26 protein-coding genes are annotated in these 20,727 nt (G+C 36.7%); 12 read left to right on the plus strand and 14 right to left on the minus strand.

What is annotated here, in order from left to right:
* Nucleotides 1–47: 47 nt before the first annotated feature.
* Nucleotides 48–596 carry a hypothetical protein gene (locus Q763_RS01820; RefSeq protein WP_035130515.1) on the minus strand — a complete coding sequence of 183 codons (549 nt, stop codon included), beginning with the start codon at nt 594–596 and terminating at the stop codon, nt 48–50.
* A gap of 153 nt (nt 597–749) precedes the next feature.
* Between Q763_RS01820 and Q763_RS01825 the strand changes: the two genes are divergently transcribed.
* Nucleotides 750–1,721 (plus strand): ion channel, encoded by a 972-nt coding sequence (locus Q763_RS01825; RefSeq protein ID WP_052123185.1) that lies wholly within the window; start codon nt 750–752, stop codon nt 1,719–1,721.
* A 146-nt stretch (nt 1,722–1,867) separates the two neighbouring features.
* The gene (locus Q763_RS17315; RefSeq protein ID WP_052123186.1) at nt 1,868–2,449 is read left to right on the plus strand and encodes a T9SS type A sorting domain-containing protein; all 582 of its coding nucleotides are present in this window, start codon (nt 1,868–1,870) and stop codon (nt 2,447–2,449) included.
* Nucleotides 2,450–2,543: 94 nt separating this feature from the next.
* Here Q763_RS17315 and Q763_RS01835 read toward each other — a convergent pair whose 3' ends face one another.
* The 5 genes from Q763_RS01835 to rmuC form a co-directional block, all read right to left on the minus strand.
* Nucleotides 2,544–4,562 carry an FG-GAP-like repeat-containing protein gene (locus Q763_RS01835; RefSeq protein ID WP_052123187.1) on the minus strand — a complete coding sequence of 673 codons (2,019 nt, stop codon included), beginning with the start codon at nt 4,560–4,562 and terminating at the stop codon, nt 2,544–2,546.
* A 35-nt stretch (nt 4,563–4,597) separates the two neighbouring features.
* Complete coding sequence (locus tag Q763_RS01840; RefSeq protein ID WP_035130518.1) at nt 4,598–5,689, minus strand: hypothetical protein; 1,092 nt, start codon at nt 5,687–5,689, stop codon at nt 4,598–4,600.
* A gap of 110 nt (nt 5,690–5,799) precedes the next feature.
* Nucleotides 5,800–6,897 carry a hypothetical protein gene (locus Q763_RS01845; protein WP_035130534.1) on the minus strand — a complete coding sequence of 366 codons (1,098 nt, stop codon included), beginning with the start codon at nt 6,895–6,897 and terminating at the stop codon, nt 5,800–5,802.
* A 62-nt stretch (nt 6,898–6,959) separates the two neighbouring features.
* A complete protein-coding gene (locus tag Q763_RS01850; protein ID WP_035130536.1) occupies nt 6,960–7,505 on the minus strand; it encodes an acyl-CoA thioesterase in 546 nt (181 codons plus the stop codon).
* A gap of 16 nt (nt 7,506–7,521) precedes the next feature.
* A complete protein-coding gene (gene rmuC, locus Q763_RS01855; protein ID WP_035130539.1) occupies nt 7,522–8,925 on the minus strand; it encodes a DNA recombination protein RmuC in 1,404 nt (467 codons plus the stop codon).
* 95 nt (nt 8,926–9,020) lie between these two features.
* On the opposite strand from rmuC, the gene Q763_RS01860 reads away from it, so the two are divergent.
* Both Q763_RS01860 and Q763_RS01865 read left to right on the plus strand, forming a co-directional pair.
* Nucleotides 9,021–9,674, plus strand: coding sequence for a hypothetical protein (locus tag Q763_RS01860; protein ID WP_035130541.1), 654 nt, complete (start codon nt 9,021–9,023; stop codon nt 9,672–9,674).
* A gap of 238 nt (nt 9,675–9,912) precedes the next feature.
* Complete coding sequence (locus Q763_RS01865; protein WP_157499272.1) at nt 9,913–10,545, plus strand: hypothetical protein; 633 nt, start codon at nt 9,913–9,915, stop codon at nt 10,543–10,545.
* On the opposite strand, the gene Q763_RS01870 is transcribed toward Q763_RS01865, so the two are convergent.
* Nucleotides 10,542–11,111, minus strand: a complete 570-nt coding sequence (locus Q763_RS01870; protein ID WP_035130545.1) for an anthranilate synthase component II — start codon at nt 11,109–11,111, stop codon at nt 10,542–10,544. The genes Q763_RS01865 and Q763_RS01870 overlap by 4 nt on opposite strands.
* Before the next feature lie 283 nt (nt 11,112–11,394).
* Here Q763_RS01870 and epsC point away from each other — a divergent pair, with 283 nt between their 5' ends.
* A complete protein-coding gene (gene epsC / locus Q763_RS01875) occupies nt 11,395–12,210 on the plus strand; it encodes a serine O-acetyltransferase EpsC (RefSeq protein WP_035130547.1) in 816 nt (271 codons plus the stop codon).
* Nucleotides 12,211–12,222: 12 nt separating this feature from the next.
* A complete protein-coding gene (cysK, locus tag Q763_RS01880) occupies nt 12,223–13,131 on the plus strand; it encodes a cysteine synthase A (RefSeq protein ID WP_035130550.1) in 909 nt (302 codons plus the stop codon).
* An 83-nt stretch (nt 13,132–13,214) separates the two neighbouring features.
* On the opposite strand, the gene Q763_RS01885 is transcribed toward cysK, so the two are convergent.
* Genes Q763_RS01885 through Q763_RS01895 form a run of 3 tightly spaced genes read right to left on the minus strand, consistent with a single transcriptional unit; the run spans nt 13,215 to nt 14,921 of the window.
* Nucleotides 13,215–13,784, minus strand: a complete 570-nt coding sequence (locus Q763_RS01885; RefSeq protein ID WP_035130553.1) for a YceI family protein — start codon at nt 13,782–13,784, stop codon at nt 13,215–13,217.
* Nucleotides 13,785–13,811: 27 nt separating this feature from the next.
* A complete protein-coding gene (locus Q763_RS01890; protein WP_035130556.1) occupies nt 13,812–14,444 on the minus strand; it encodes an NAD(P)H-dependent oxidoreductase in 633 nt (210 codons plus the stop codon).
* Nucleotides 14,445–14,465: 21 nt separating this feature from the next.
* Nucleotides 14,466–14,921, minus strand: coding sequence for a MarR family winged helix-turn-helix transcriptional regulator (locus Q763_RS01895; RefSeq protein WP_035130560.1), 456 nt, complete (start codon nt 14,919–14,921; stop codon nt 14,466–14,468).
* A gap of 141 nt (nt 14,922–15,062) precedes the next feature.
* Between Q763_RS01895 and Q763_RS01900 the strand changes: the two genes are divergently transcribed.
* From Q763_RS01900 to Q763_RS01910, 3 genes are read left to right on the plus strand one after another with little or no spacing between them, the layout of a single operon-like run.
* The gene (locus Q763_RS01900) at nt 15,063–15,632 is read left to right on the plus strand and encodes a TlpA disulfide reductase family protein (RefSeq protein ID WP_035130563.1); all 570 of its coding nucleotides are present in this window, start codon (nt 15,063–15,065) and stop codon (nt 15,630–15,632) included.
* 13 nt (nt 15,633–15,645) lie between these two features.
* On the plus strand, nt 15,646–16,266 hold the full coding sequence (locus Q763_RS01905; protein WP_035130566.1) for a thioredoxin family protein: 621 nt from the start codon (nt 15,646–15,648) through the stop codon (nt 16,264–16,266).
* 22 nt (nt 16,267–16,288) lie between these two features.
* Nucleotides 16,289–16,603, plus strand: coding sequence for a rhodanese-like domain-containing protein (locus tag Q763_RS01910; RefSeq protein ID WP_035130569.1), 315 nt, complete (start codon nt 16,289–16,291; stop codon nt 16,601–16,603).
* 31 nt (nt 16,604–16,634) lie between these two features.
* Here Q763_RS01910 and Q763_RS01915 read toward each other — a convergent pair whose 3' ends face one another.
* Nucleotides 16,635–17,066, minus strand: a complete 432-nt coding sequence (locus Q763_RS01915) for a response regulator (protein WP_035130572.1) — start codon at nt 17,064–17,066, stop codon at nt 16,635–16,637.
* Nucleotides 17,067–17,242: 176 nt separating this feature from the next.
* Between Q763_RS01915 and Q763_RS01920 the strand changes: the two genes are divergently transcribed.
* Genes Q763_RS01920 through Q763_RS01930 form a run of 3 tightly spaced genes read left to right on the plus strand, consistent with a single transcriptional unit; the run spans nt 17,243 to nt 19,055 of the window.
* The gene (locus Q763_RS01920; RefSeq protein WP_035130575.1) at nt 17,243–17,761 is read left to right on the plus strand and encodes a thioredoxin family protein; all 519 of its coding nucleotides are present in this window, start codon (nt 17,243–17,245) and stop codon (nt 17,759–17,761) included.
* Between the two features lie 37 nt (nt 17,762–17,798).
* Entirely contained in the window at nt 17,799–18,641 is an 843-nt protein-coding gene (locus tag Q763_RS01925; RefSeq protein WP_052123188.1) for a GNAT family N-acetyltransferase, read from the plus strand.
* A 27-nt stretch (nt 18,642–18,668) separates the two neighbouring features.
* Complete coding sequence (locus Q763_RS01930) at nt 18,669–19,055, plus strand: rhodanese-like domain-containing protein (protein WP_035130577.1); 387 nt, start codon at nt 18,669–18,671, stop codon at nt 19,053–19,055.
* On the opposite strand, the gene Q763_RS01935 is transcribed toward Q763_RS01930, so the two are convergent.
* From Q763_RS01935 to Q763_RS01945, 3 genes are all read right to left on the minus strand, one after another.
* A complete protein-coding gene (locus tag Q763_RS01935; protein ID WP_035130579.1) occupies nt 19,056–19,478 on the minus strand; it encodes a DUF3995 domain-containing protein in 423 nt (140 codons plus the stop codon).
* 72 nt (nt 19,479–19,550) lie between these two features.
* Nucleotides 19,551–19,826 (minus strand): GNAT family N-acetyltransferase, encoded by a 276-nt coding sequence (locus tag Q763_RS01940; RefSeq protein ID WP_035130581.1) that lies wholly within the window; start codon nt 19,824–19,826, stop codon nt 19,551–19,553.
* Nucleotides 19,827–19,830: 4 nt separating this feature from the next.
* Nucleotides 19,831–20,727, minus strand: coding sequence for a pirin family protein (locus Q763_RS01945; RefSeq protein ID WP_035130582.1), 897 nt, complete (start codon nt 20,725–20,727; stop codon nt 19,831–19,833).

Raw genomic sequence — 20,727 nt, forward strand, 5'->3', positions numbered from 1 at the left:
TTTAAAATAAAAATCCTGCTCTGGGCAGGATTTTTATTTTTTATAAACTAGTCTTCAACATCGTAGTAGTAAGCAAATGTGCCTTCTGTAATTGAAGTATGAACCACATCAGGAGTGGTGCTCCATAAATCTACCACATCTAGGTTAAAGGTGCCTTTAACGAATTTAGTTTCTGTATTTATTTCAGTAATTGTAACATTACCATTTTTAGTATGTTCATAGATATCTCCGTTAGAGTTATCTATCCATATAATAAATGTAGTACTGTTATTATAATCCTCATAAACAAAATCATAACTTCCAACATGTAAATCGGTTCTTTTAATATACATGTTTATTTCGTTAAAATAGTTGTCTGTTGGTCTTCCTTTTAATGTTATGAAGTCTTCATCCGGATAGTCAGTAAATATACTGGGAGTAGATTCATTAGTGCCGAAAGGATTGTACATGTCTTTAAGCTGTCCGTTAAATTTGGCTGTCATAGGAGCTCCCTGTTGTTCCTGGTCATTAACGTCTGATGAGCTATCGTCTCCCGAACAACCTACAAATAATGATGCAGTTAATAGCGTAAAAGCAAGTAATTTTAGTTTTTTCATGTTTGATGTGGTTTGGTTTATTATTCAAATATAAAATTTCATCTTAAAAAAATGTATTTTACCAGGATTTTTTTTACAATACTTTGTTGCTTAATGCTGTTTTTTTGATAAGTTATAAATTTTTATTTTTGATTAACCAATTATCTATGACAAGTGAATGTTTTTAAAGGAATAATAAATACAAAAGCGAAGACTGACAGCAATACCGGATTTAGCAGTAATCCTTCGTCTTATGGCGGACGCTTTATTAATAAAGACGGTACGGCTAATATTGAGAAAAGAGGTATCTCATTTTTAAACCGTATAAGTTGGTATCATATGATGCTTAACATGAGCGGCTGGAAGTTTATAGCAGTACTTTTTACTTTTTATGCAGGTATAAACTTTATATTCGCCAGTTTGTATTATATAATAGGGTTAGAGTACCTTGACGGAGTAGGGAATATAGGTAGTGAATGGGCTAAATTTGGTAAGGCTTATTTTTTTAGTGCGCAAACCTTTACTACTGTTGGGTATGGGCATATTAGTCCAAACGGATTTTTTACCAGTGCACTTGCTGCTACCGAGGCTTTAACCGGACTGCTTAGTTTTGCCATTGCTACTGGTTTGTTTTATGGACGCTTTAGTAGGCCAAAGGCTTTTTTAAGGTTTTCTCAAAATGCACTTATCGCTCCATATAAAAATATAAATGCCCTTATGGTAAGGCTGGCACCATTTAAGAATACTAATCTTATAGATGCTGAGGCCCGTATGACAATGGGTATGAGTGTTAATGAGAATGGTATTATGGTTACTAAGTTTTATACCCTTAATCTTGAATTACAAAAAATCAATTCGCTTACCTTAAGCTGGACACTGGTGCATCCTATAGATGAGAATAGTCCGTTTTATGGTTTTACAGAAAATGATTTTGCCGGTGCAGAAGGTGAAATTATAGTGTACATTAAGGCATTTGATGATTTGTTCAGTTCTACTGTGGCAACCACTACTTCTTATTTGTTTGATGAGATAGTGTATGGAGCTAAATTTGAGATTATGTACAACGAGAACGACGATAATACTACAACTGTACTTCATCTTGATAAGATCAATAAGTTTAATAAAATGGAATTAAACAAATACTAAGTCAAATTGGTTATTTACTAAGTCTTTTCTGTCGTATACTAAATAGGTAAAACGTTTTAGGTTTTTATAAAGTTACTTTGTAGTGGTAAATTAAGTTATAATATAAACTACAGCAAATCAAGTTTTAACAACCTAAAGCAAAACGTATGAAAAGAATTTTACTTTTATCAGCATTATTTGTAACTATTGGCCTTTCGGCACAAACTACACACCATATTGACAACTGGGCTATGGGGATTAGCAATCAGGATGCATCATTAACCATAGACGAGGGAGATACGGTAGAGTGGACATGGAGTGATGGCCTGCCACATACAGTTAGTTCTACAACCGGTAGTACAGAGACTTTTGACAGTGGTACCATTACAGGTGCCGGACAAACCTATAGCTATACTTTTACTGAAGTAGGATCTAATCCTTACCAGTGTAATGTTCACCCTGCCATGAACGGTACTATTGAGGTACAGCAAATTTTAGGAATTGATGACGTAAACAAAGTAACATTTGAATACTACCCAAACCCAACTACAGATATTTTGACTATTAATGCCGGTGATGTTATAGACAATATTAGTGTGTATGATATGAGTGGTAAGCTTGTAATGCAGTCTGACAATGCAGGTAATTCAAACAGCAAAATTTATATGCAAAACTATAATGCCGGTACTTATTTTGTTAAGGTTATGGTAGCCGGACAAACAAAAACCATATCGGTAGTTAAGCAATAATTAAAAACATCAGTTTTTAGCTAGATTAAAAAGTGTGTGTGAAAAAGCCTGTCTATATAGACAGGCTTTTCTTTTTATAGAAAATTAAAAGGGGTTATTCTTTAATGATTTTTGAAGTGTGGTATTTACCTGTGTTATCCTGAAGGATTACTGCATAAGTACCCTGAGCAAGTTCCTGAACCGAAATAGTGTTGTTAGTGATTTGACTGTCGCTTACAATTCTTCCGTTAACGGTATAGATAAGAGCTCTTGTTATTTCAATATTCTGACCTTCTACCTGTATGTAATCTTTAGCAGGGTTAGGGTATAGTTTAAACAGGTTGTTTTCAACATCAGATATGCTTAATACTGTTTCACCTTCGGTTACATGAGTAGTTTGATTTATCTGCGGATTGTTCACAATATCTACAACACCCGATGGCCATTTAATAACCAATTGATCTACCGTTTCGGTTAATCCTAGTCCGAAATGAACGTTTAACGAACTCATATACCTAAAACCGTCTCCGCTTCTTACATCACGTATTTGCTGTGTCCAGGTTCCGGTAGAAGCATGTATTTCAACTCGTGCTCCAATACCGTTTCGGTTACTGTCTACACCTTCAAGGGTGATTTTCATCCAGTTATTGTCGTTGCCGTTATTGTAATAAATTTTAGTTCCTGTAAATACATCAAGGAAGCCATCGTTATTTAGATCGCCAATAGGACCATGACCAAAATCAATCGTCATTGGTGTGAATGTCATATCACCATTGTTCATCATTATGGCATTACCACCACCAAAAACATCTACAAAACCGTCGTTGTTAAAATCGTGGGCTACATGCTCATTATTAATTCCTGTAAAGTCATCGTAGCCTGAACCTTCGGTGCCGTCTGTAAAGGTACCGTCGCCATTGTTCACCATAAATTTATGTCCGCCATTAGCAAAAGAACTTGCTCCTACAAGCGCATCCATATCTCCGTCATTATCATAATCAGCCCATGCAGATGACCACGTTTGGATCATGTCGGCCATGTTAGATTCATTAGTGTCAATACTGGCTACGATTGTAAACACTCCGTCACCATCATTACGATGAAGTTCATTCATTGCAGCCATACTGCCACCGCCGCGACATTTTGCTATAAATAAATCAGGGTCGTTATCGTTGTCATAATCTACCCAAATAGAACCGTAGTTTCCGCCATCAGGATAATCGCCTAATCCTCCCTGAATAAATTCGTATCCGTCTTCACCATTATTTAAAAAGTAAACATTGGGCTGTACATCGTGGCAAACAAAAGCATCCAGATTTCCGTCGTTGTTAATATCTACAAAGTTTGTTCTTTGTGAGAAAAGGAAAAATTCGGGATTACTTTCTATTTTTTCTGAAAAAGAAGTTCCTTCATTATCTGCCAGCATAATAGCTGCTCCCGATCCGTTACCGTAAAGAAGGTCATTGTAGCCGTTTCCGTCATAATCACCTGCTGCCATGCTCCATCCTGGCATAAATACTGTACTTGGTGCTGTTAATTGAGCTGAGGTAAATGTACCGTCTTCCATTTGATACAGTACATTTACAAAACCTTCTACGGGAGATACAATGTCATCAAGGTAATCACCGTTTAAATCTGCTACACAGTTTTTGTATGCTCCCGATAGGGTTACATCCTGTGGTGTAAACATAGGCGGGTTATATGGCATTTCGGTTAGTACAAAGCTAAAATCATCAGAGTTCCAGTTGTTTTCAAAAGCAAAAATAAAAGTTTCTCCTGCCATAGCACTGAAGGTTATGAATGAGGTAAAGTTTCCTCCGCTATCATCATCACCATCTATACAGGTTAGATTTTCGCAGTCACCTGAATAAAGCATTATACGTGTATCGGTATTTGTAACATCTTCTACATTAGTGGAAATACTAATGTTATGGTTCTCAGTTGCAGTATAGGAATACCATACGCCCATAGTTGCTATGGCGGTATCTATACAGTTTGGTGGGACTTCACTTCCGTCATTAAAAGAGACATTATACTGTCCTTCTGTAACACTTAGTGCTTCATCACAGCTTTGCTGTGCATACAGGCTACAGCAGCCTGTAAAAGCTAATAATAGAGTAGCAATTCTTTTCATAAGCTTAGTTTGGTTGTTGGTTTGTTTTTAAAATTTTAAGGGCATGGTTCTTCCATGCTGCTAATCCATTCGTCCATAAGTTCAAGCGCTTCTGTATGCTGTATCGTCCTTCCCAAAAGGGGCATTCTTTCGTTTTCCAGTACCGAGTTTAACCTGTAATACATTTCAGATCGTTGTGTACTGCCTCGTGATATGATATGAGTAAGGGAGTTGTTTATAAATTCCTGGGGCTCTATACATATTCCAAGGTTTGAAGGGGTAACAGTTTCGTTAAAGGCTAGCCTTATAGGGCGATAATCACAATGTGACCCTTCGCGGTGGCAATGGGCACAGTTAATGTCAAGATAAGAGCGAACTCTTAATTCCAAAGGCTGGGTTTTATCTGTCCAGTCTGTACTAGTAGTAATACCTGTTGGTAAATTATTTTCAAGATAACCCAGCTCAACCCATTTAGTTAACTGGTTTTTTGTTCCGTCACTATAATTAAACAGTTTATTTAAGTTTTGAGGCTTTGGTCCTATAGGTAGTGAATCCTGTTGTGATTTATGGCAGGTAAAACATTCAACTCTTGATGGTATACGGTAGTTTGTGGTTTTAGTTTCATCGCCCTGTTGCCAGGTGATATTGGTAAAGCTTCCGTTCATACTAAATGAGGCTTCTGTTTGCTCATCATTCCAAACATAATTAGCAAAAGTCCATTTGCCGTCTTTTTTTATCATTAGTCTGGTTTCTATAATTCGGGTGCTATTATCTGGCTGTACATTGTTGTAATAAAAATTCTTTATTAGCACAGCACCATCAGGGAAGTTTAATATATCGGTATCTGAAACATATGATGCCCTTACATTTTCCGGCATCCATACAAATCGTTTTTTTAAAGCGTAGTCTGTAAAAAGTGTGCTGTTAAGGTCGTAAGGAATTACCCCTTCAACAGGGATAAGGCTTTTCATTTCGCCTTCAAAAAAGTTATAATCCGATAGTTTAGGGTAGGGCACGGCATTAAGATCCATTACTACCTTAGAGGTGTTCGGTAATTCGGAATATTCACCCGAATCATCTTCTCCGCATGAGAAAAGTGTAACTATTGTGCTAAATAGCACAATAATATATAGGGTAAGGCTTTTCATATTATTATATAAGCAATTTTTATTTAAAAATAACAAATATATAATAAAACCTTAAATTTCAAACATTTAGAGTTAAAAAAGCGTTAAAATGATGTTTTTGTGTGATAAAATTACTCACATGGAGTTTCCATATCGTTTATCCAGGCATTAATCATTTGGACTGCATCATCGTCTTTAAGAGTACGTCCTATTTGCGGCATCATTTCAACCGGGTCAAGACTAGCCATTTTGAAAGGCAGAAGTGAATTTCTGGAGTCTCCGGCTTTTATGATATACTCCTGTCCGCCACTTGCAAAATCCAAAGGAGGAGTACATATCCCGAAGTTTTCTGAGGCATTACCTGCGCTGTAAGCTAAGTTCATAGGAGTGTAGCCACAATAGGTGTTAGGAGAGTGGCAATGGGCACAATTTATATCAAGATATGATCTAACTCTGTCTTCAAGAGGTTTGGTTTCATCATGCCAGTCTACTGTTGATACGATTTCTGAAGGCAGGTTACTACCGTCAAGATAACCTTCTTCAACCCATTTTTGCAGCTGATTGCTATTACCATCATTAAAGTTGAAGTTTTTGTTGAGGTTTTGAGGTTTTGGTCCAATTGGTGTGTTGGCTTCAAAAAGCTGGTGACATTTAAAACATTCCAGCTCAGAAGGGATTCTGTAATTGGTTTGTAACGTAACGCCGTCCTGCTCCCATGAAATAGGAACAATATTTCCGTTTAGGCTATAGGTAGCTTCTGTTTGTTCGTCATTCCATATATAATTAGCAAATATCCATCCGTCTTCTTTCTTAATCAGTACACGGGTTTCAATTATTTTGGTACTATTATCAGGTTGTACATTGTTGTAGTAAAAATTCTTTATAAGTACTGCGCCTGCAGGGAAGTTAAGTGTACTACCATCAGTATCATAAGTAGCGGTTACATTATCGGGCATCCATACAAAACGCTTTTTAAGAGCATAGTCTGTAAACAGCGAACTGTTAAGGTCGTATGGTAATACTCCTTTTACGGGTTGAAGGTTTTTCATCTCTCCTTCAAAGAAATTGTAATCAGATAATTTAGGATAAGGTACAGCTGTAATATCAAATACTACCGGTGATTCATCCGGTATCTCAGAATAGTTATCACTATCATCCGATCCACATGAAATAAAAAAACTAAATAATAAAGAAACTACAGCTAAATATAAAAAGTATTGTTTTTTCATTTGTTACATCCTAAAATTGTTGAAAAGATAACAAATATATATAAAACTTTAAAAAAACACCTTTACAGCGCAAGTTTAACATTATACTGATTTAATTCTTCAAGAGCTTCTGCAGAAGTGTGGTCAAAAGTTTCCCTGTGCAGGTTTCTTTCTTTTTTAAGCGCTATGCGTTTAACAGAGTTATAAAAACGCCTTACCTCTTCAAGGTCTGAAAGTATTAATGTAGGTACTTTTACATTTTTACCTTCATCATCTTTAGCTACCATGGTAAAGTAAGATGAGTTACAGTGTTTAACAACTCCGGTTTGTATGTTTTGTGCAGTTACCCTTATACCTACAACCATAGAACTGTTACCAACATAGTTTACCGATGCCTTCATGGTAACCAATTCGCCAATTTCGATTGGATTTAGAAAGTCTACCGTATCTACCGATGCAGTTACACAGTAGCGACCTGAATATTTAGAGGCACATGCAAAAGCAATCTGATCCATTAACATTAGTATGTATCCACCATGTATCTTTCCGCTAAAGTTAGAGTGTGAGGGTAACATCAGTTCTGATATAGTAACCTTAGAGGTGCTTACTTTTCTTGGCTTGGTATTCATAATAAAATGGTATTAGTTACAGGTTAGGCAGTTCGTTATTATCTTCTTCATCAATATCATTTTCATTTGAAGCGAGTAGTGCCCTGTTTACAATATTTTCAGGAAGCGCTTTTTTAGCTTTAGCTCCCATTTTTTTAAGTTTTTCAATACTGGTAATTATGTTTCCGCGACCGTTAACCAGTTTATTCATAGCACCTTCGTAAGCTTTTTTACCTTCGTCCATACGTTTGCCTACCATAATAAGGTCGCCCACAAAACCTTCAAATTTATCGTAAAGTGCTCCTGCCTGTCTTGCAATTTCGTAGGCATTTTCCTGTTGCTTTTGGTTAGTCCACATACTGTCTATAGTACGTAGGGTTGCCAGTAAGGTACTTGGAGTAACGATTACTATATTACGTTCAAAAGCCTTGTTATATAGAGTTGTGTCTTCATTAAGGGCTATAGCAAAAGCAGGTTCTATAGGGATGAAAAGCAATACAAAATCAGGGCTTTCCATTTTATAAATATCATGGTAGTTTTTATCACTTAACTGATCTACATGTCTTTTGATAGAACTTACGTGCTCTTTTAGATGAACAATTCTTAGAGTTTCATCTTCTTCATTTACATAACGCTCGTAAGCTACAAGTGAAACCTTAGAGTCAACAATCATTTTCTTACCATCCGGGAGATTTATCACCACATCTGGCTGAATTCGGTTTCCTTCCTCATTAACATGACTTTGCTGTACCTCGTACTCACGTCCTTTTTCAAGACCCGATTTTTCCAGTACGCGTTCCAGTATAAGTTCGCCCCAGTTACCCTGCATTTTAGAGTCACCTTTAAGTGCCTTGGTAAGGTTAAGGGTTTCACGGCTCATTTGCTCGTTCATTTCACGAAGCCCTAATATTTGTTGGCGCAGTGCAGCGTGGTAGTCAATACTTTCTTTATGGGTATCTTCAACCTTCTTTTCAAACAAATGGATTTTTTCCTGTAATGGGGAAAGTATATTTTTAAGGTTTTCCTTATTCTGTTCGGTAAATTTATTGGATTTTTCTTCCAGTATCTTATTGGCAAGATTCTCAAATTCTTGAGTGAATTTTTCCCTTAGCTCTTCGGTTTCCTTTCTTTGTTCGCGCATGCGTTCCATAAGGTTGTCAAAGTCGGTTTCCTTTTTGGTAAGCTGTACGGTAAGGGCGTCTTTTGCCGTTCTTAAATCGTCACGTTCGGTAATTATCTGGGTAATTTGTTTTTCTAAAACACCTTTTTCGTTTACGGCCTGCTGTTTAAGCTGTTCAATGGTAAGCATCAGGCTGTTGTTGCGTTCTTCGAGTACTTTTTTGTCTGAAGATGATTTCGAAGAAAATAAAATCCTTCCTAAGTAAATTCCTAAAGCTAAGGCAATAATAAAGGCGAATAGTAATGTAATAGTATCGGGCATTTGTAGTGTATTTGCTTAAGGGTAAAATTAAGGAAAATATTGCAAGGCACTGCACAAAAAAATACTGTTATATTTGTTTTTACAAACCAACAATAATGAGTGAAATAGTAACATTTAAAAAGTACCCTGACGTGGTTCAGGCTAATGAACTTAAAGAGTTTTTGCTGAAAAATAATATAGAGTGTTATCTGGCAGATAATGAACCCTCGGTAGATAGCTTTATAGTAGGCACTCCAATGACCGATTATGAAGTGAAAATTAAGCAGAAAGATTTTGAAAAGGCTACAGTACTGGTTGAAAAGAGATCTGCAGGGATGTTAAATAATATTGATCCTGATTATTATCTGTTCACATTTACCAATGAAGAATTGTATGATATTTTATTAAAACAGGATGAATGGAATGAGTTTGATTATTTGCTGGCTAAAAAGCTTTTAACCGAAAGGGGTAAAACTGTTGATGAGGATATGATAAGCAGCCTTAAAAAACAACGGATTGCTGATATTGCTAAAAAAGATCCCAATGAAAAGGTATGGATGGTAGCAGGTTATATTTTGAGCTTATTGGGAGGTTTTATAGGAATTATTATTGGGTATATGTTATGGAAATCTAAAAACTCACTTCCTGATGGTAAATCGGTATACAGCTATACTGAAAAAGGAAGAAGCCATGGTTTTACTATATTTTGTATAGGTATTATAGTTACGGTTATCTCTCTTTTATACCGATTTAATTTGTATACGTCTTAAAGTTCACTTTATTACTTGTTTAAGGAGTTATATTTTAGTACTATTTTAAATACAAAATAATTGTTAAAATTATTTTACAACCTTTTTGAGGATTTTAATTTTACGGAAATCCGCATATAGAAAGGTTTTGTTAAAACTTATCTATAAGTTTTCTTTAAATTATTGGTTATCTGATATGTAAATGAGGTTTTTAGGAGGTTTTTCCTATATTTGGAGAACCACCATCTATATAAACCAAATGAAAAGAACTTTTACTACTTTAAAGACTTTTCCTGATTTCGATCAGGCAAAAGAACTGAAGCGCTTTTTGTGCAAAAATGAAATCAGAAGCTTTTTAAACGACAATCACGACTCTCCTGTTGGTGATTTTGAGGTTAAGGTAATTACTACCGATCTTAAAAATGCCACAAGGTTACTGGAGGAAAAAACCAAGCAAATGGTAGGGGAGGTAGCAGGTGACTATTGTTTATACTCTTACTCAACTCCGCAGTTGTATGACATCCTGATTAATAAGGATGTTTGGAGTGACTTTGATTTTATGCTCGCGAAAAAGATACTTCATGAAAAAGGAATGCCCACTGATGCCGATACCCTGTATAGTATAAAACAGGAAAAAGCTAAAAACACAGCTAAGCCAAAAACGAACCAGATAGTACATATTCTTGCCGGATATGTTTTGGCACTTTTAGGAGGTGTAGCCGGTATAGTGATTGGCTTTTTGATGTGGAATTCCCAAAAGCAAATGCCCGGAGGTGTAAGTGTATTTAGTTACACAGACGTTGAAAGGAAACATGGTCGTATAATATTTGGATTAGGTATCCTGATATTTGCGATTATAATTAGCTTAAGGTTAAGGCAGATTCCTAATTAAATCTCTAACCAGTTTTTAAGTATTGTTTTCCCGTTAGGAGTCAGTACCGATTCAGGATGGAATTGCACGCCCCTCACGTCATACCCCTTGTGACGTAGTGACATTATTTGTCCGTTTTCATCCAGAGAAGTTATTTCCAGTGTTTCAGGAAAATCTTCTTTATCCACGCACCAGGAATGGTAGCGCCCCACACAAATTTTTTTATCAAGCCCTTTAAAAAGGGGTTCGTCTTCTGCTATAATAGTTATTGTAGTGGCTACGCCGTGGTATACCGTATCGAGGTTTATGAGCTTTCCGCCAAAAACTTCGCCAATAGCCTGTTGCCCTAAACAAACGCCCAGTATACTTTTAGAAGGAGCATATTTTTTTATGATATTTTCCAGTAATCCGGCATTTGCAGGGAGACCCGGACCGGGTGATAAAAGGATTTTATTAAAACCTTCAACATCTTCAATAAGGAGTTCATCGTTCCTTATAACGGTAACCTCACAATCCAAACTTTCCAGATAGTGTACCAGGTTATACGTAAAGCTGTCGTAGTTATCTATTACAAGTACTTTTTTCATATTTAATGCAGGTGTGCAAATGTATGAAAGTGAACCGAAAAAAAATAATCTTAAAAATCTACTAAATTGGTAGACTAATAAAAATATTTAATTATATTTGTTATGCACAAAAGAATATATGGCAGTTTTAACAAACAAGTGTACGGAGTGTATGTGTTTCCCTTTATACGGGGATGCATTAACTGTGCACGACAATTAGGTTCATTCCTAAACAGTAAACAGTTAAAGGCTCCTCGTTACCACGAGGAGCCTTTTTTATTTATAGCCTTTTAATAACTAATATATGAAGCATCCCGTTTATACCGCAAATTATTTGAAATCGGGGGTGTTGCCCGATAAACAGAAAACAGGGTACTGGACAGAAGAATTTTTTCAGTGGCTGTTTTGCATAGGGCCGCAGTTTACCGATTATGATTTCTTTTTAAATAAAGAAAAAGAGCTGGACGGAGTACTATCTGACCTGCTTTGCCTTTCGGGGCTGCAGGAAGAGAGAATACAACCGTTAATAAACTATCTTAAGGAAAAGGTGGTAGTGCTGCACCAAAAGATGGAAGATAGCCTTAAGGCAATTTTTGCTTTTGATCCCGCAGCCAAGTCAAGAACCGAAGTACTGGTATCTTATCCGGGTTTTTTTGCAATAGCGATTTATCGTGTTGCGCATGAGCTTTGGGTTAATGATGTGCCTGTGTTACCAAGGCTCATAAGTGAATATGTACATGGTAAAACAGGTATTGATATTCACCCGGGTGCAACGATAGGTGACCGTTTTTTTATAGATCATGGTACAGGTATCGTAATAGGAGAGACATCAGTAATAGGTAACGACGTAAAAATTTATCAGGGAGTAACACTTGGTGCGCTTAGTGTGCACAAGGAGGAAGCATCGGTAAAGCGACACCCTACAATAGGTGACAATGTTACCATTTATGCCAATGCCACTATTTTAGGAGGTAATACCGTAGTGGGTAACGATTCTGTAATAGGAGGTAACGTTTGGCTTACCCACTCAATACCGGCACATTCTCTGGTATATCATAAAAGTGAAATAACAATAAAATCTAAGGAAACATTTCCTGAACCATTAAATTTTGTAATATAAAAGAGCATAGATATGAAAGCAAATAATATTTTAGAAACTATAGGTAATACCCCTCACGTACAACTTAACAAGCTGTTTAAAGGCAAAAACGTATGGATTAAGCTTGAACGCAATAATCCGGGGAACAGTATTAAAGACAGGATTGCACTGGCAATGATTGAAGATGCCGAGGCTAAGGGGCTTTTAAAGCCGGATAGTGTTATTATTGAACCTACTTCGGGTAACACGGGTATCGGGCTGGCGTTTGTAGCGGCAGTAAAAGGATACAAGCTTATTCTTGTAATGCCTGAGTCGATGAGTGTGGAACGCAGGAAGCTAATGTCTATTTATGGTGCCGAGTTTGAACTTACTCCACGTGAAAAGGGTATGAAAGGGGCTATTGAAAAGGCAAGGGAATTAACAGAGTCTACGCCAAATGCGTGGTCGCCAAGTCAGTTTGATAATCAGGCGAATGTTGATATTCACCGCAAGACCACCGCTCAGGAAATCCTGGCTGATTTCCCTGAAGGAATTGACTACCTGATAACGGGCGTGGGTACAGGCGGACACATAACAGGTGTGGCTGATATTTTAAAACAGAAATTCCCTAATCTTAAAGTGTTTGCTGTTGAGCCGGAAGCCTCTCCGGTATTAAGTGGTGGTGACCCGGGACTTCATCCTTTACAGGGAATAGGGGCAGGGTTTGTGCCTTCTATTTACAGAAATGATCTTATTGACGGTGTAATTACAGTGGGGAAAGACGAGGCATTTGATTTTGCCCGAAACGTTGCAAAAACCGAAGGTATACTCTCAGGTATTTCTACAGGAGCATCATTAGCGGCTGTGAACAAAAAGCTGGCTGAAATTCCTGACGGGGCTACTGTACTTACCTTTAATTACGATACAGGAGAGCGTTACCTCTCTATTGAAGGATTGTTTTAAGAATTGCTAACATTAATTTTGGTTAAAAGAAAAGCCCCGATGGAAACCATCGGGGCTTTTTATTTCAATTTAAACTCTAATTATTAGAACTTAAGATTTACAGTAAGTTCAAATTCATCGTAAATCATGTTGTCACCAAGACCATCAAAAATACTTCCTGACTTGTACTCAATACCATACTTAGTTCTGTCTACATTAAACGCTGTAGTTGCAGAATTGTTGTTTACAGTTAAATCAAAAGTAACCGGTTTAGTGATGTTTTTAATAGTTAAATCAGCAGTTACAGTATAAACGTTACCTGATTTTACTTTAACAGATTTGAATACTAATTTTGAAGTAGCATGTTTGTCAGTACCAAAAAAGTCAGCAGCTTTTAAGTGACCTTCAAGTTTCTCTTTACCTTCACCTGCTTTAAGATCGGTAACAGTGATAGAAGTCATATCTACAGTAAAGTTACCACCTGTAAGTTTACCGTTTTTAAAATTAAGTACACCATCTTTAAAGTTGATAGTACCTTCGTGCTGACCTGTAACTTTTTTACCTACCCAGCTGATTTTACTTGATGAAGTGTTGATTTTCTTGTCCTGAGCAGATGCTGTTATGGTTCCAAGAGCTACTACCAGCGCAACTACGATTGTTTTGAAATTTTTCATTGTTTTAAATTAATTGAATTTAGAATATTAGATAGTGATAAATAATTCGTTTTGAGGTTTTCTAACCTTTTTAAAGTGCTGGAAACCGTCTTCTTCATGACGGTAACCTACTGCTGCAATAACAGCTGTGCTAAGACCAAGTTTGTCTAAGCCCAGTATCTCGTCAAATTGCTGAGCATTGAAACCTTCCATTGGAGTGGCATCTATTTTAAGTAACGCAGCAGTATTTATTAAAGTAGAAAGCGCAATGTAAGTCTGTTTTGCAGCCCATGTGTTTTTGCCTTCTTCTGTTTGGTTATTGATAAAACCATTAACCATATCTTCAAACGGTTTTAGGGAGTCTTTTTCAACTTCTCTTACTTTACTGATATTCTCAATATAGGCATCCACATGTTTTTCGTTTACGTTTTTCTCATAGGCAAAAACGAATAGCTGAGAAGATTCGGTAATACCATCCTGATTGTAACCGGCAGCTTTAAGTTTTTGACGTACTTCCGGATTTTCAATAATAAGTATTCTATACGGCTGTAATCCCATTGATGAAACACTTAGCTGTACAGCTTCTTTTAATGTTTCAAGATACTGAGCTGATACTTTTTTTGAAGGGTCGTATTTTTTTGTGGCATAACGCCAGTTTAAACTTTCAATATAATTTTCCATTATTTTTATATTCTAATTTGATTATGTTGTTCTGTATTTTTCTAATAATGTATTTAGTGTTTCCTGCTCTTCAGGAGTCAGGTTCTGAGCAAGCCTGTTTTCATGATTGTCTATAGTAGGATCCAGTTCTTTTAGTAAATCCAGTCCTTTTTGGGTTATAGCGACTTCCATTTTCCTTCTGTTATCAGGGCAAACTTCGCGTGTTACCAGTTCTTTTAGCAGTAACTTGTCTACCAGTCGGGTTGTATTGCTGGTTTTGGCAATCATACGCTCCTGTATGACACACATGTTTGCAGGTTTCCCTTTTTGTCCTCTTAGTATCCTTAAAACATTATATTGTTCAGGCGATAAATCATGAGCTTTAACAATTTCATTAAAGTTTTCACCTATTACGTTTTGGGTATACATAATATTCAGAATAATCTTCTTAGGAAGACTCATGGGTACAGTTGCTTTAATAACTTCTTCTATCTTCATAATTGTATCTACAATATTTGTATGTACAAATTTACTATATTTTATATTTGTATATACAAATGTTGTGTTAAAAATTTGTTAATGGTAGATGAATAGTCTTTTTTCCCTTAATTTTATTGACCTTAACGTAAATTGACCTTAATGAAAAAAATGCTATTAGCAGGGTTTGCGGCAATATTTTTGTTGTATTCCTGTAATGAAAATAAAGAAAAAGAGGGTGGAGAGGAAGTAAAGGAGGTTGTAGAAGCAAAAATGCCAACTCCCATGCATGTTTATACTAAGGATAGTGTTATCGTAAATGCGTATAAATATGACGGACTGGAATACTTTCTTACCAAAAGTAACGATACTACTTATGTGGTTAATTTTTGGGCTACCTGGTGTGTACCCTGTGTAGAGGAATTACCTTATTTTGAACAACTAAACGAAAAGTATAAAAACGATAAGGTAAAAGTACTGTTGGTTAGCTTGGATATGCATAAGTCGGTTGAGAGCAGGCTTATCCCTTTCATTAAAAATAAAAAGCTTCAAAGCGATGTGGTTATGCTTCGTGATCCTGATGCAGATACCTGGATAAGAAAAATAGATACCACATGGAGCGGGGCATTACCGGCAACCATTATATACAATAAAGATAAGCGTAAGTTTTACGAACAGTCGTTTACTTATAGTGAGCTGGAAAAAGAATTAAATAATTTTATCAAACCATAGTAAATAATAAATCATGAAAGCAATAAAATTTTTAGGCGCATTTGCCATAATAGGGGTACTGTTTGCCTTTACAGTTAGTAAGTCGGCCGATGTTGTAAACGGATATAAAGTGGGCGATGTGGCAACCGATTTCAGTCTTAAAAACATTGATGGTAAAAAAGTATCACTAAAGGATTTTAAAGATGCTAAAGGTTACATCGTGGTGTTTACCTGTAATCACTGTCCTTATGCACAGGCGTATGAGGACAGAATTGTAGCGCTTGACAAGAAATACAAAAAACAGGGATATCCGGTAATTGCCATTAACCCTAATAATCCTGAGAAACTAAAAGACGATAGTTTTGAAAATATGCAGGTTAGAGCAAAAGAAAAAGGATTTACATTCCCATATCTTTTAGACGAAGGACAAAAAATATACCCGCAGTATGGTGCTACAAAAACACCACACGTTTATGTACTTCAAAAAACAGCTAAAGGTAATGTAGTTAAATACATAGGAGCTATAGATGATAACTATGAAGACGAGGCTGCAGTTACTAAAAAGTATGTTGAAGATGCAGTAAACTCACTTTTAAAAGGAAAAGAAGTTAGTGTAAAAGAAACTAAGGCTATTGGCTGTTCAATAAAAGCATAATACCTTTGCCAAAAATAACAGAATGAACTTATCACAACAGGAATGGTGGGACAAAGCACAGGAAGACGAAAATGCAGTTATTCTGGATGTCCGTACCGAAGATGAATGGAATCGGGGTATTATACCGGGAGCCATTAATATAGATATCTATAAAGGTCAGGGATTTATTTATGCCGTTGAGGAGCTTGATAAATCTAAAAACTACTATGTGTATTGTGCAGCCGGAGGGCGAAGTGCACAGGCCTGCAGTATTATGAATCAGTTGGGTTTTGAAACAGCCTATAACCTTATTGGGGGTATTACCCAGTGGGATGGTCCGGTAAATGAGCCTGAATAAAATAAAAAAGAGAGCCATTTGGCTCTCTTTTTTATTTTCCCGATGAGGTAAACGAGTTAATGTTTTCCCTCCAGTAATCAATAAGGTTTTTTATACGCTCCTTGTAGCTGTTATAGTCACTTCCCTTATGGATATAATCCTGAATTGAAAGTTTATTAGCCTGCCTTACAGATTGCTCGTCCTGAGCGTTAGAGATAAATACATAAGGTATATCTTTATCCATAAATATCTCTTCCTGTAGTATTAATTCTCTTAGCTCAAAACCGCCCAGTTTTGGCATATTAATATCAGAAATTACAATAAAAGGCTCTACTTCAGGTCTTCTTAAATAATCAAGAGCTTCTACACCGTCATGGAAAAATACCAGTTTGTTTTTATATCCAAGATCCCTGAATATCTCCTGTAAAATTTCCCTGTCGTCCTCATCATCCTCAATAATTAAAATATCCCTATGTTTTTTCATGATGGATTCTCGTTGCTGTTTTGGTTTGGTTTTTACTATGCATAGATAGTAATTATTAAAGGCTTTGGTGTTATAATATTAAGCATGTTTTTTATCATTCTGACGTTTGAGATATAAGTAATTACTTATATTTACTTAAATTGCACAGGCATACAACTTTGTAATCCAACTGAAAAATGAAAATAAAATCAATTTTACTTTGTCTCTTCCTATTAGGAAGTTTAACCGTGGTGCATGCTCAGGAGGATGCTTCTACGGTTTTACAAACGGCTTATACACAGGCTAAAAAAGAAAATAAAAAAGTGTTTGTAATATTCCATGCCTCTTGGTGCGGCTGGTGTAAAAAGATGGAAAAGAATATGGAGAGTCCGTCATGCAAAAAACTTTTTGATAATAATTATGTTACTACTTTCTTAACGGTACAAGAGTCACCAAAGAATAAGAATCTTGAAAATCCAGGTGCTGCAGATCTTTTGGCAAAATACAAAGCATCGGGTGTAGGTATACCGTTTTGGGTAATACTGGATACCGACGGAACTGTACTTGCTGATGCGTTTAACAGCAAAGGGGAGAACTTGGGTTGCCCGGCAACAGCTGAGGAAGTAGGGGAGTTTGTAAACAAACTTAAAAAAACGTCTAAGCTAACAAAAGCCCAACTTGACGTAATTTCACAGGTTTTTACTATTAAGAAATAACTGTTCCGTACTTCGGGACATAAAAAGATGTCCTACTATGGCCTTACTTTTTAAAACATTAGAAAGCACTGCAATACCTCAGTTACTGGAGGTGTTTAACAGTGCTTTTTCTGATTATGCCATCCCTATGAAACTGGATGAGGCTTTTTTTTGCCGTAAGCTACTTACCGAAGGTGTTTCATTATCACACTCGGCAGGGGTGTTTGATGGTGATAAACTGGTAGCTTTCATACTTCACGGTATGGATGAGTTTAACGGAAGCAAAAACGTGTTTAATGCCGCTACGGGGGTAATTCCTTCACACCGTGGGCAACGTTTGGTAGAACAGATGTATAACTACATACTCCCTATATTACATAAAGAGGGCTACAATCACCATCAGCTGGAAGTGCTTGAAGGTAATAATAAAGCCGAAAGGGCTTATGAAAAAGTAGGATTTCGCCGAACACGTTATGTAATAGGATATGAAGGTGTGGTTGAGGCTGTCCCGTTTTCAGATTTTGAGATAAGAGAGGTAGCCTATATCGACTGGAAATATGTACAGTCATTTTGGGATATAGAGCCTGCATGGCAAAACCATACTCCAACCATACAACGCGCTATGGACAGGCAAAAGGTAATAGCTGCCTTTGCAGATAGCCAAATGGTGGGATATCTTGTATATGATACCTTTAACGGAAGGACTAAACAATTTGCCGTTAAACAAAACCATAGAAGAAAAGGTATAGGTCGTGCCCTTATGGCTACAGCTTCTCAGGCTTTGGGTAAAGTAGCCTTAATTAATTATGATGATAACGATGAGGGGGCAAAGGCATTTTTTAAAGCTTTAGGGCTAAAACCTAATTACCGACTTATTAAAATGGTATATATTTACCCTTAAATTTGCATACACATTAAAATTTTAAGCATGAAAAAACTATTTTATATCACAGCACTATTAATTACACTTGTTTCCTGCCAGGCACAAAAGAAGGATGGAACTGAACTGGTTTCTCCTACAGAGTTTGCCCATAAGGTAGAAGCAGAAAAAGGTCAGCTTATTGATGTACGTACTCCGGGAGAATATAAGTCGGGGTATATAGACGGAGCTGTTAACATCCACCTGTATGATAAGGACTTTGAACAGCGTATTGATAAACTGGATAAGGAGGGAACGGTATATGTATACTGCAAAGCCGGAGGGCGTAGTGCCGAAGCAGTTGAAATTATGCACGAAAAAGGCTTTAAGCACATTGTAGAGCTTGATGGTGGTATGGATGCCTGGAATGAGGCGGGAGAGCCGGTAAAGAAATAATTAGCCTATAAGGAAAATAAGATAGCAGAAAAAAGCTATTGCCAAACATAAAGGTGAATAATAACGGGTATCATTCTTAGCAAAGAGGGTACCCTTTGTTTTTTTAAAGAAGCCTATATATTTAAAATCGCCAATAGCCCTTAATGAAAATATCATCCCGATTACCAGTGTTGCATATTTAAAAAAGGTCAAACTTACATAAGCTTTAAAAATATCAAGGTTACCTATCATTATAAAGGCAAATATACCCAGTCCGGCAGCAACGGCAAGTGTCATTAAAGGTCCGGGTTTAAAAGCTTTATTACCTCCTTCTATTACGGGGATTACTGCATTAGTACCACGGGTGCCTCCCATGGCCCAATACACATGTAAAAACGATAGGAATATAAATATGGAGGTATTTACTAAAACAGGAAAAATCATGACGGTTTAGTTTGGTTCCTATAAAGTTACCGCTTTTAAACCGTAATGATTTTAAATATTTAGAAAAATAAGTTATTGTGCTAAAACATCACGAATATCTTCGTGTTTGTCAAACATTTTTTTAGCAAAAGGGCACAACGGGATTATTTTGCTATTGTTGTTTCTTGCAAATGCTATAGCCTCATCAAGTAGTTTTTTACCTATACCTTTAAAGTCAGGATTACCTACGGTGTGTTCGATAATAAATTTATCTCCTGCCCATACATAGGTCATTATACCAGCCTGTACATCGCCTTCTATAGCTTTAAAGTGGCCTTTTTTGCCATCATCATAATGTTTTATTTCCATGGGGTTAGTGTTTTGGTTTAAAGTTAGTGTTTTGTGGAGGCAGGGGAACAAAACCCGTTTCTCCTTCTATTTTAGGGAAGGTTTGATCCAGCCATCTTTGTTTAGCATCTTCAATAAGTTCGTATGATGTCGCTACAAAGTTCCAGTATATATGCCTTGGCTCAGGAAAAGGTTCTCCGCCAAAAATATACACGGTACTGTTTTCATTAATGGTGAATTCACAAAGTGAGGCTTCTTTAGCTACCAATAACTGTTTTGGTTCAAAGGTATTTTCGTCACTTTCTATGCTTCCTTCAAGTATATATAGTCCGCTCTCGCCATAAAGGTTTTTACCTATGCTAAGCTTTTGTTTCGTTTTGCTTTTAATTTCTATGAAGTACAGTTTGCTGTAAACCGGTACGGGTGATTTTTTACCGAAAGCCTCTCCGGCAATAAGTTTGAAGTCAACGCCATTCTCCTGCCATGTAGGGAGCTGGTCTTCTTCCACATGTACGAAAGACGGATCCATTTGTTCAAACTCCTTTGGCAATGCTACCCAAATTTGTAATCCGTGAAGGCTCTTGTCAGAATGCCTCAGGTAATCAGGGGTACGTTCAGAGTGTACTATCCCTTTTCCGGCGGTCATCCAGTTTACCTGTCCGGGTTTTATTTCTACTTCAGATCCCAAAGTGTCCTTGTGCATAATACTGCCTTCAAACAGGTAGGTTAGGGTAGAAAGCCCAATGTGCGGATGCGGACCCACATCCATATTTTCGTTATCCTTAAGCGCAACAGGCCCCATGTGATCTATAAAGGCAAACGGTCCTACTGTCCTTTTATCCTTAAAAGGTAAAAGCCTTCCTACCAAAAAGTTGCCTATGTCACTGGGACGTTCTTCTATAATGAGGTTAATGTTTGACAT

Origin of the sequence: Flavobacterium beibuense F44-8 (assembly GCF_000769915.1) — a bacterium.
Classification (GTDB): Bacteria; Bacteroidota; Bacteroidia; order Flavobacteriales; family Flavobacteriaceae; genus Flavobacterium; species Flavobacterium beibuense.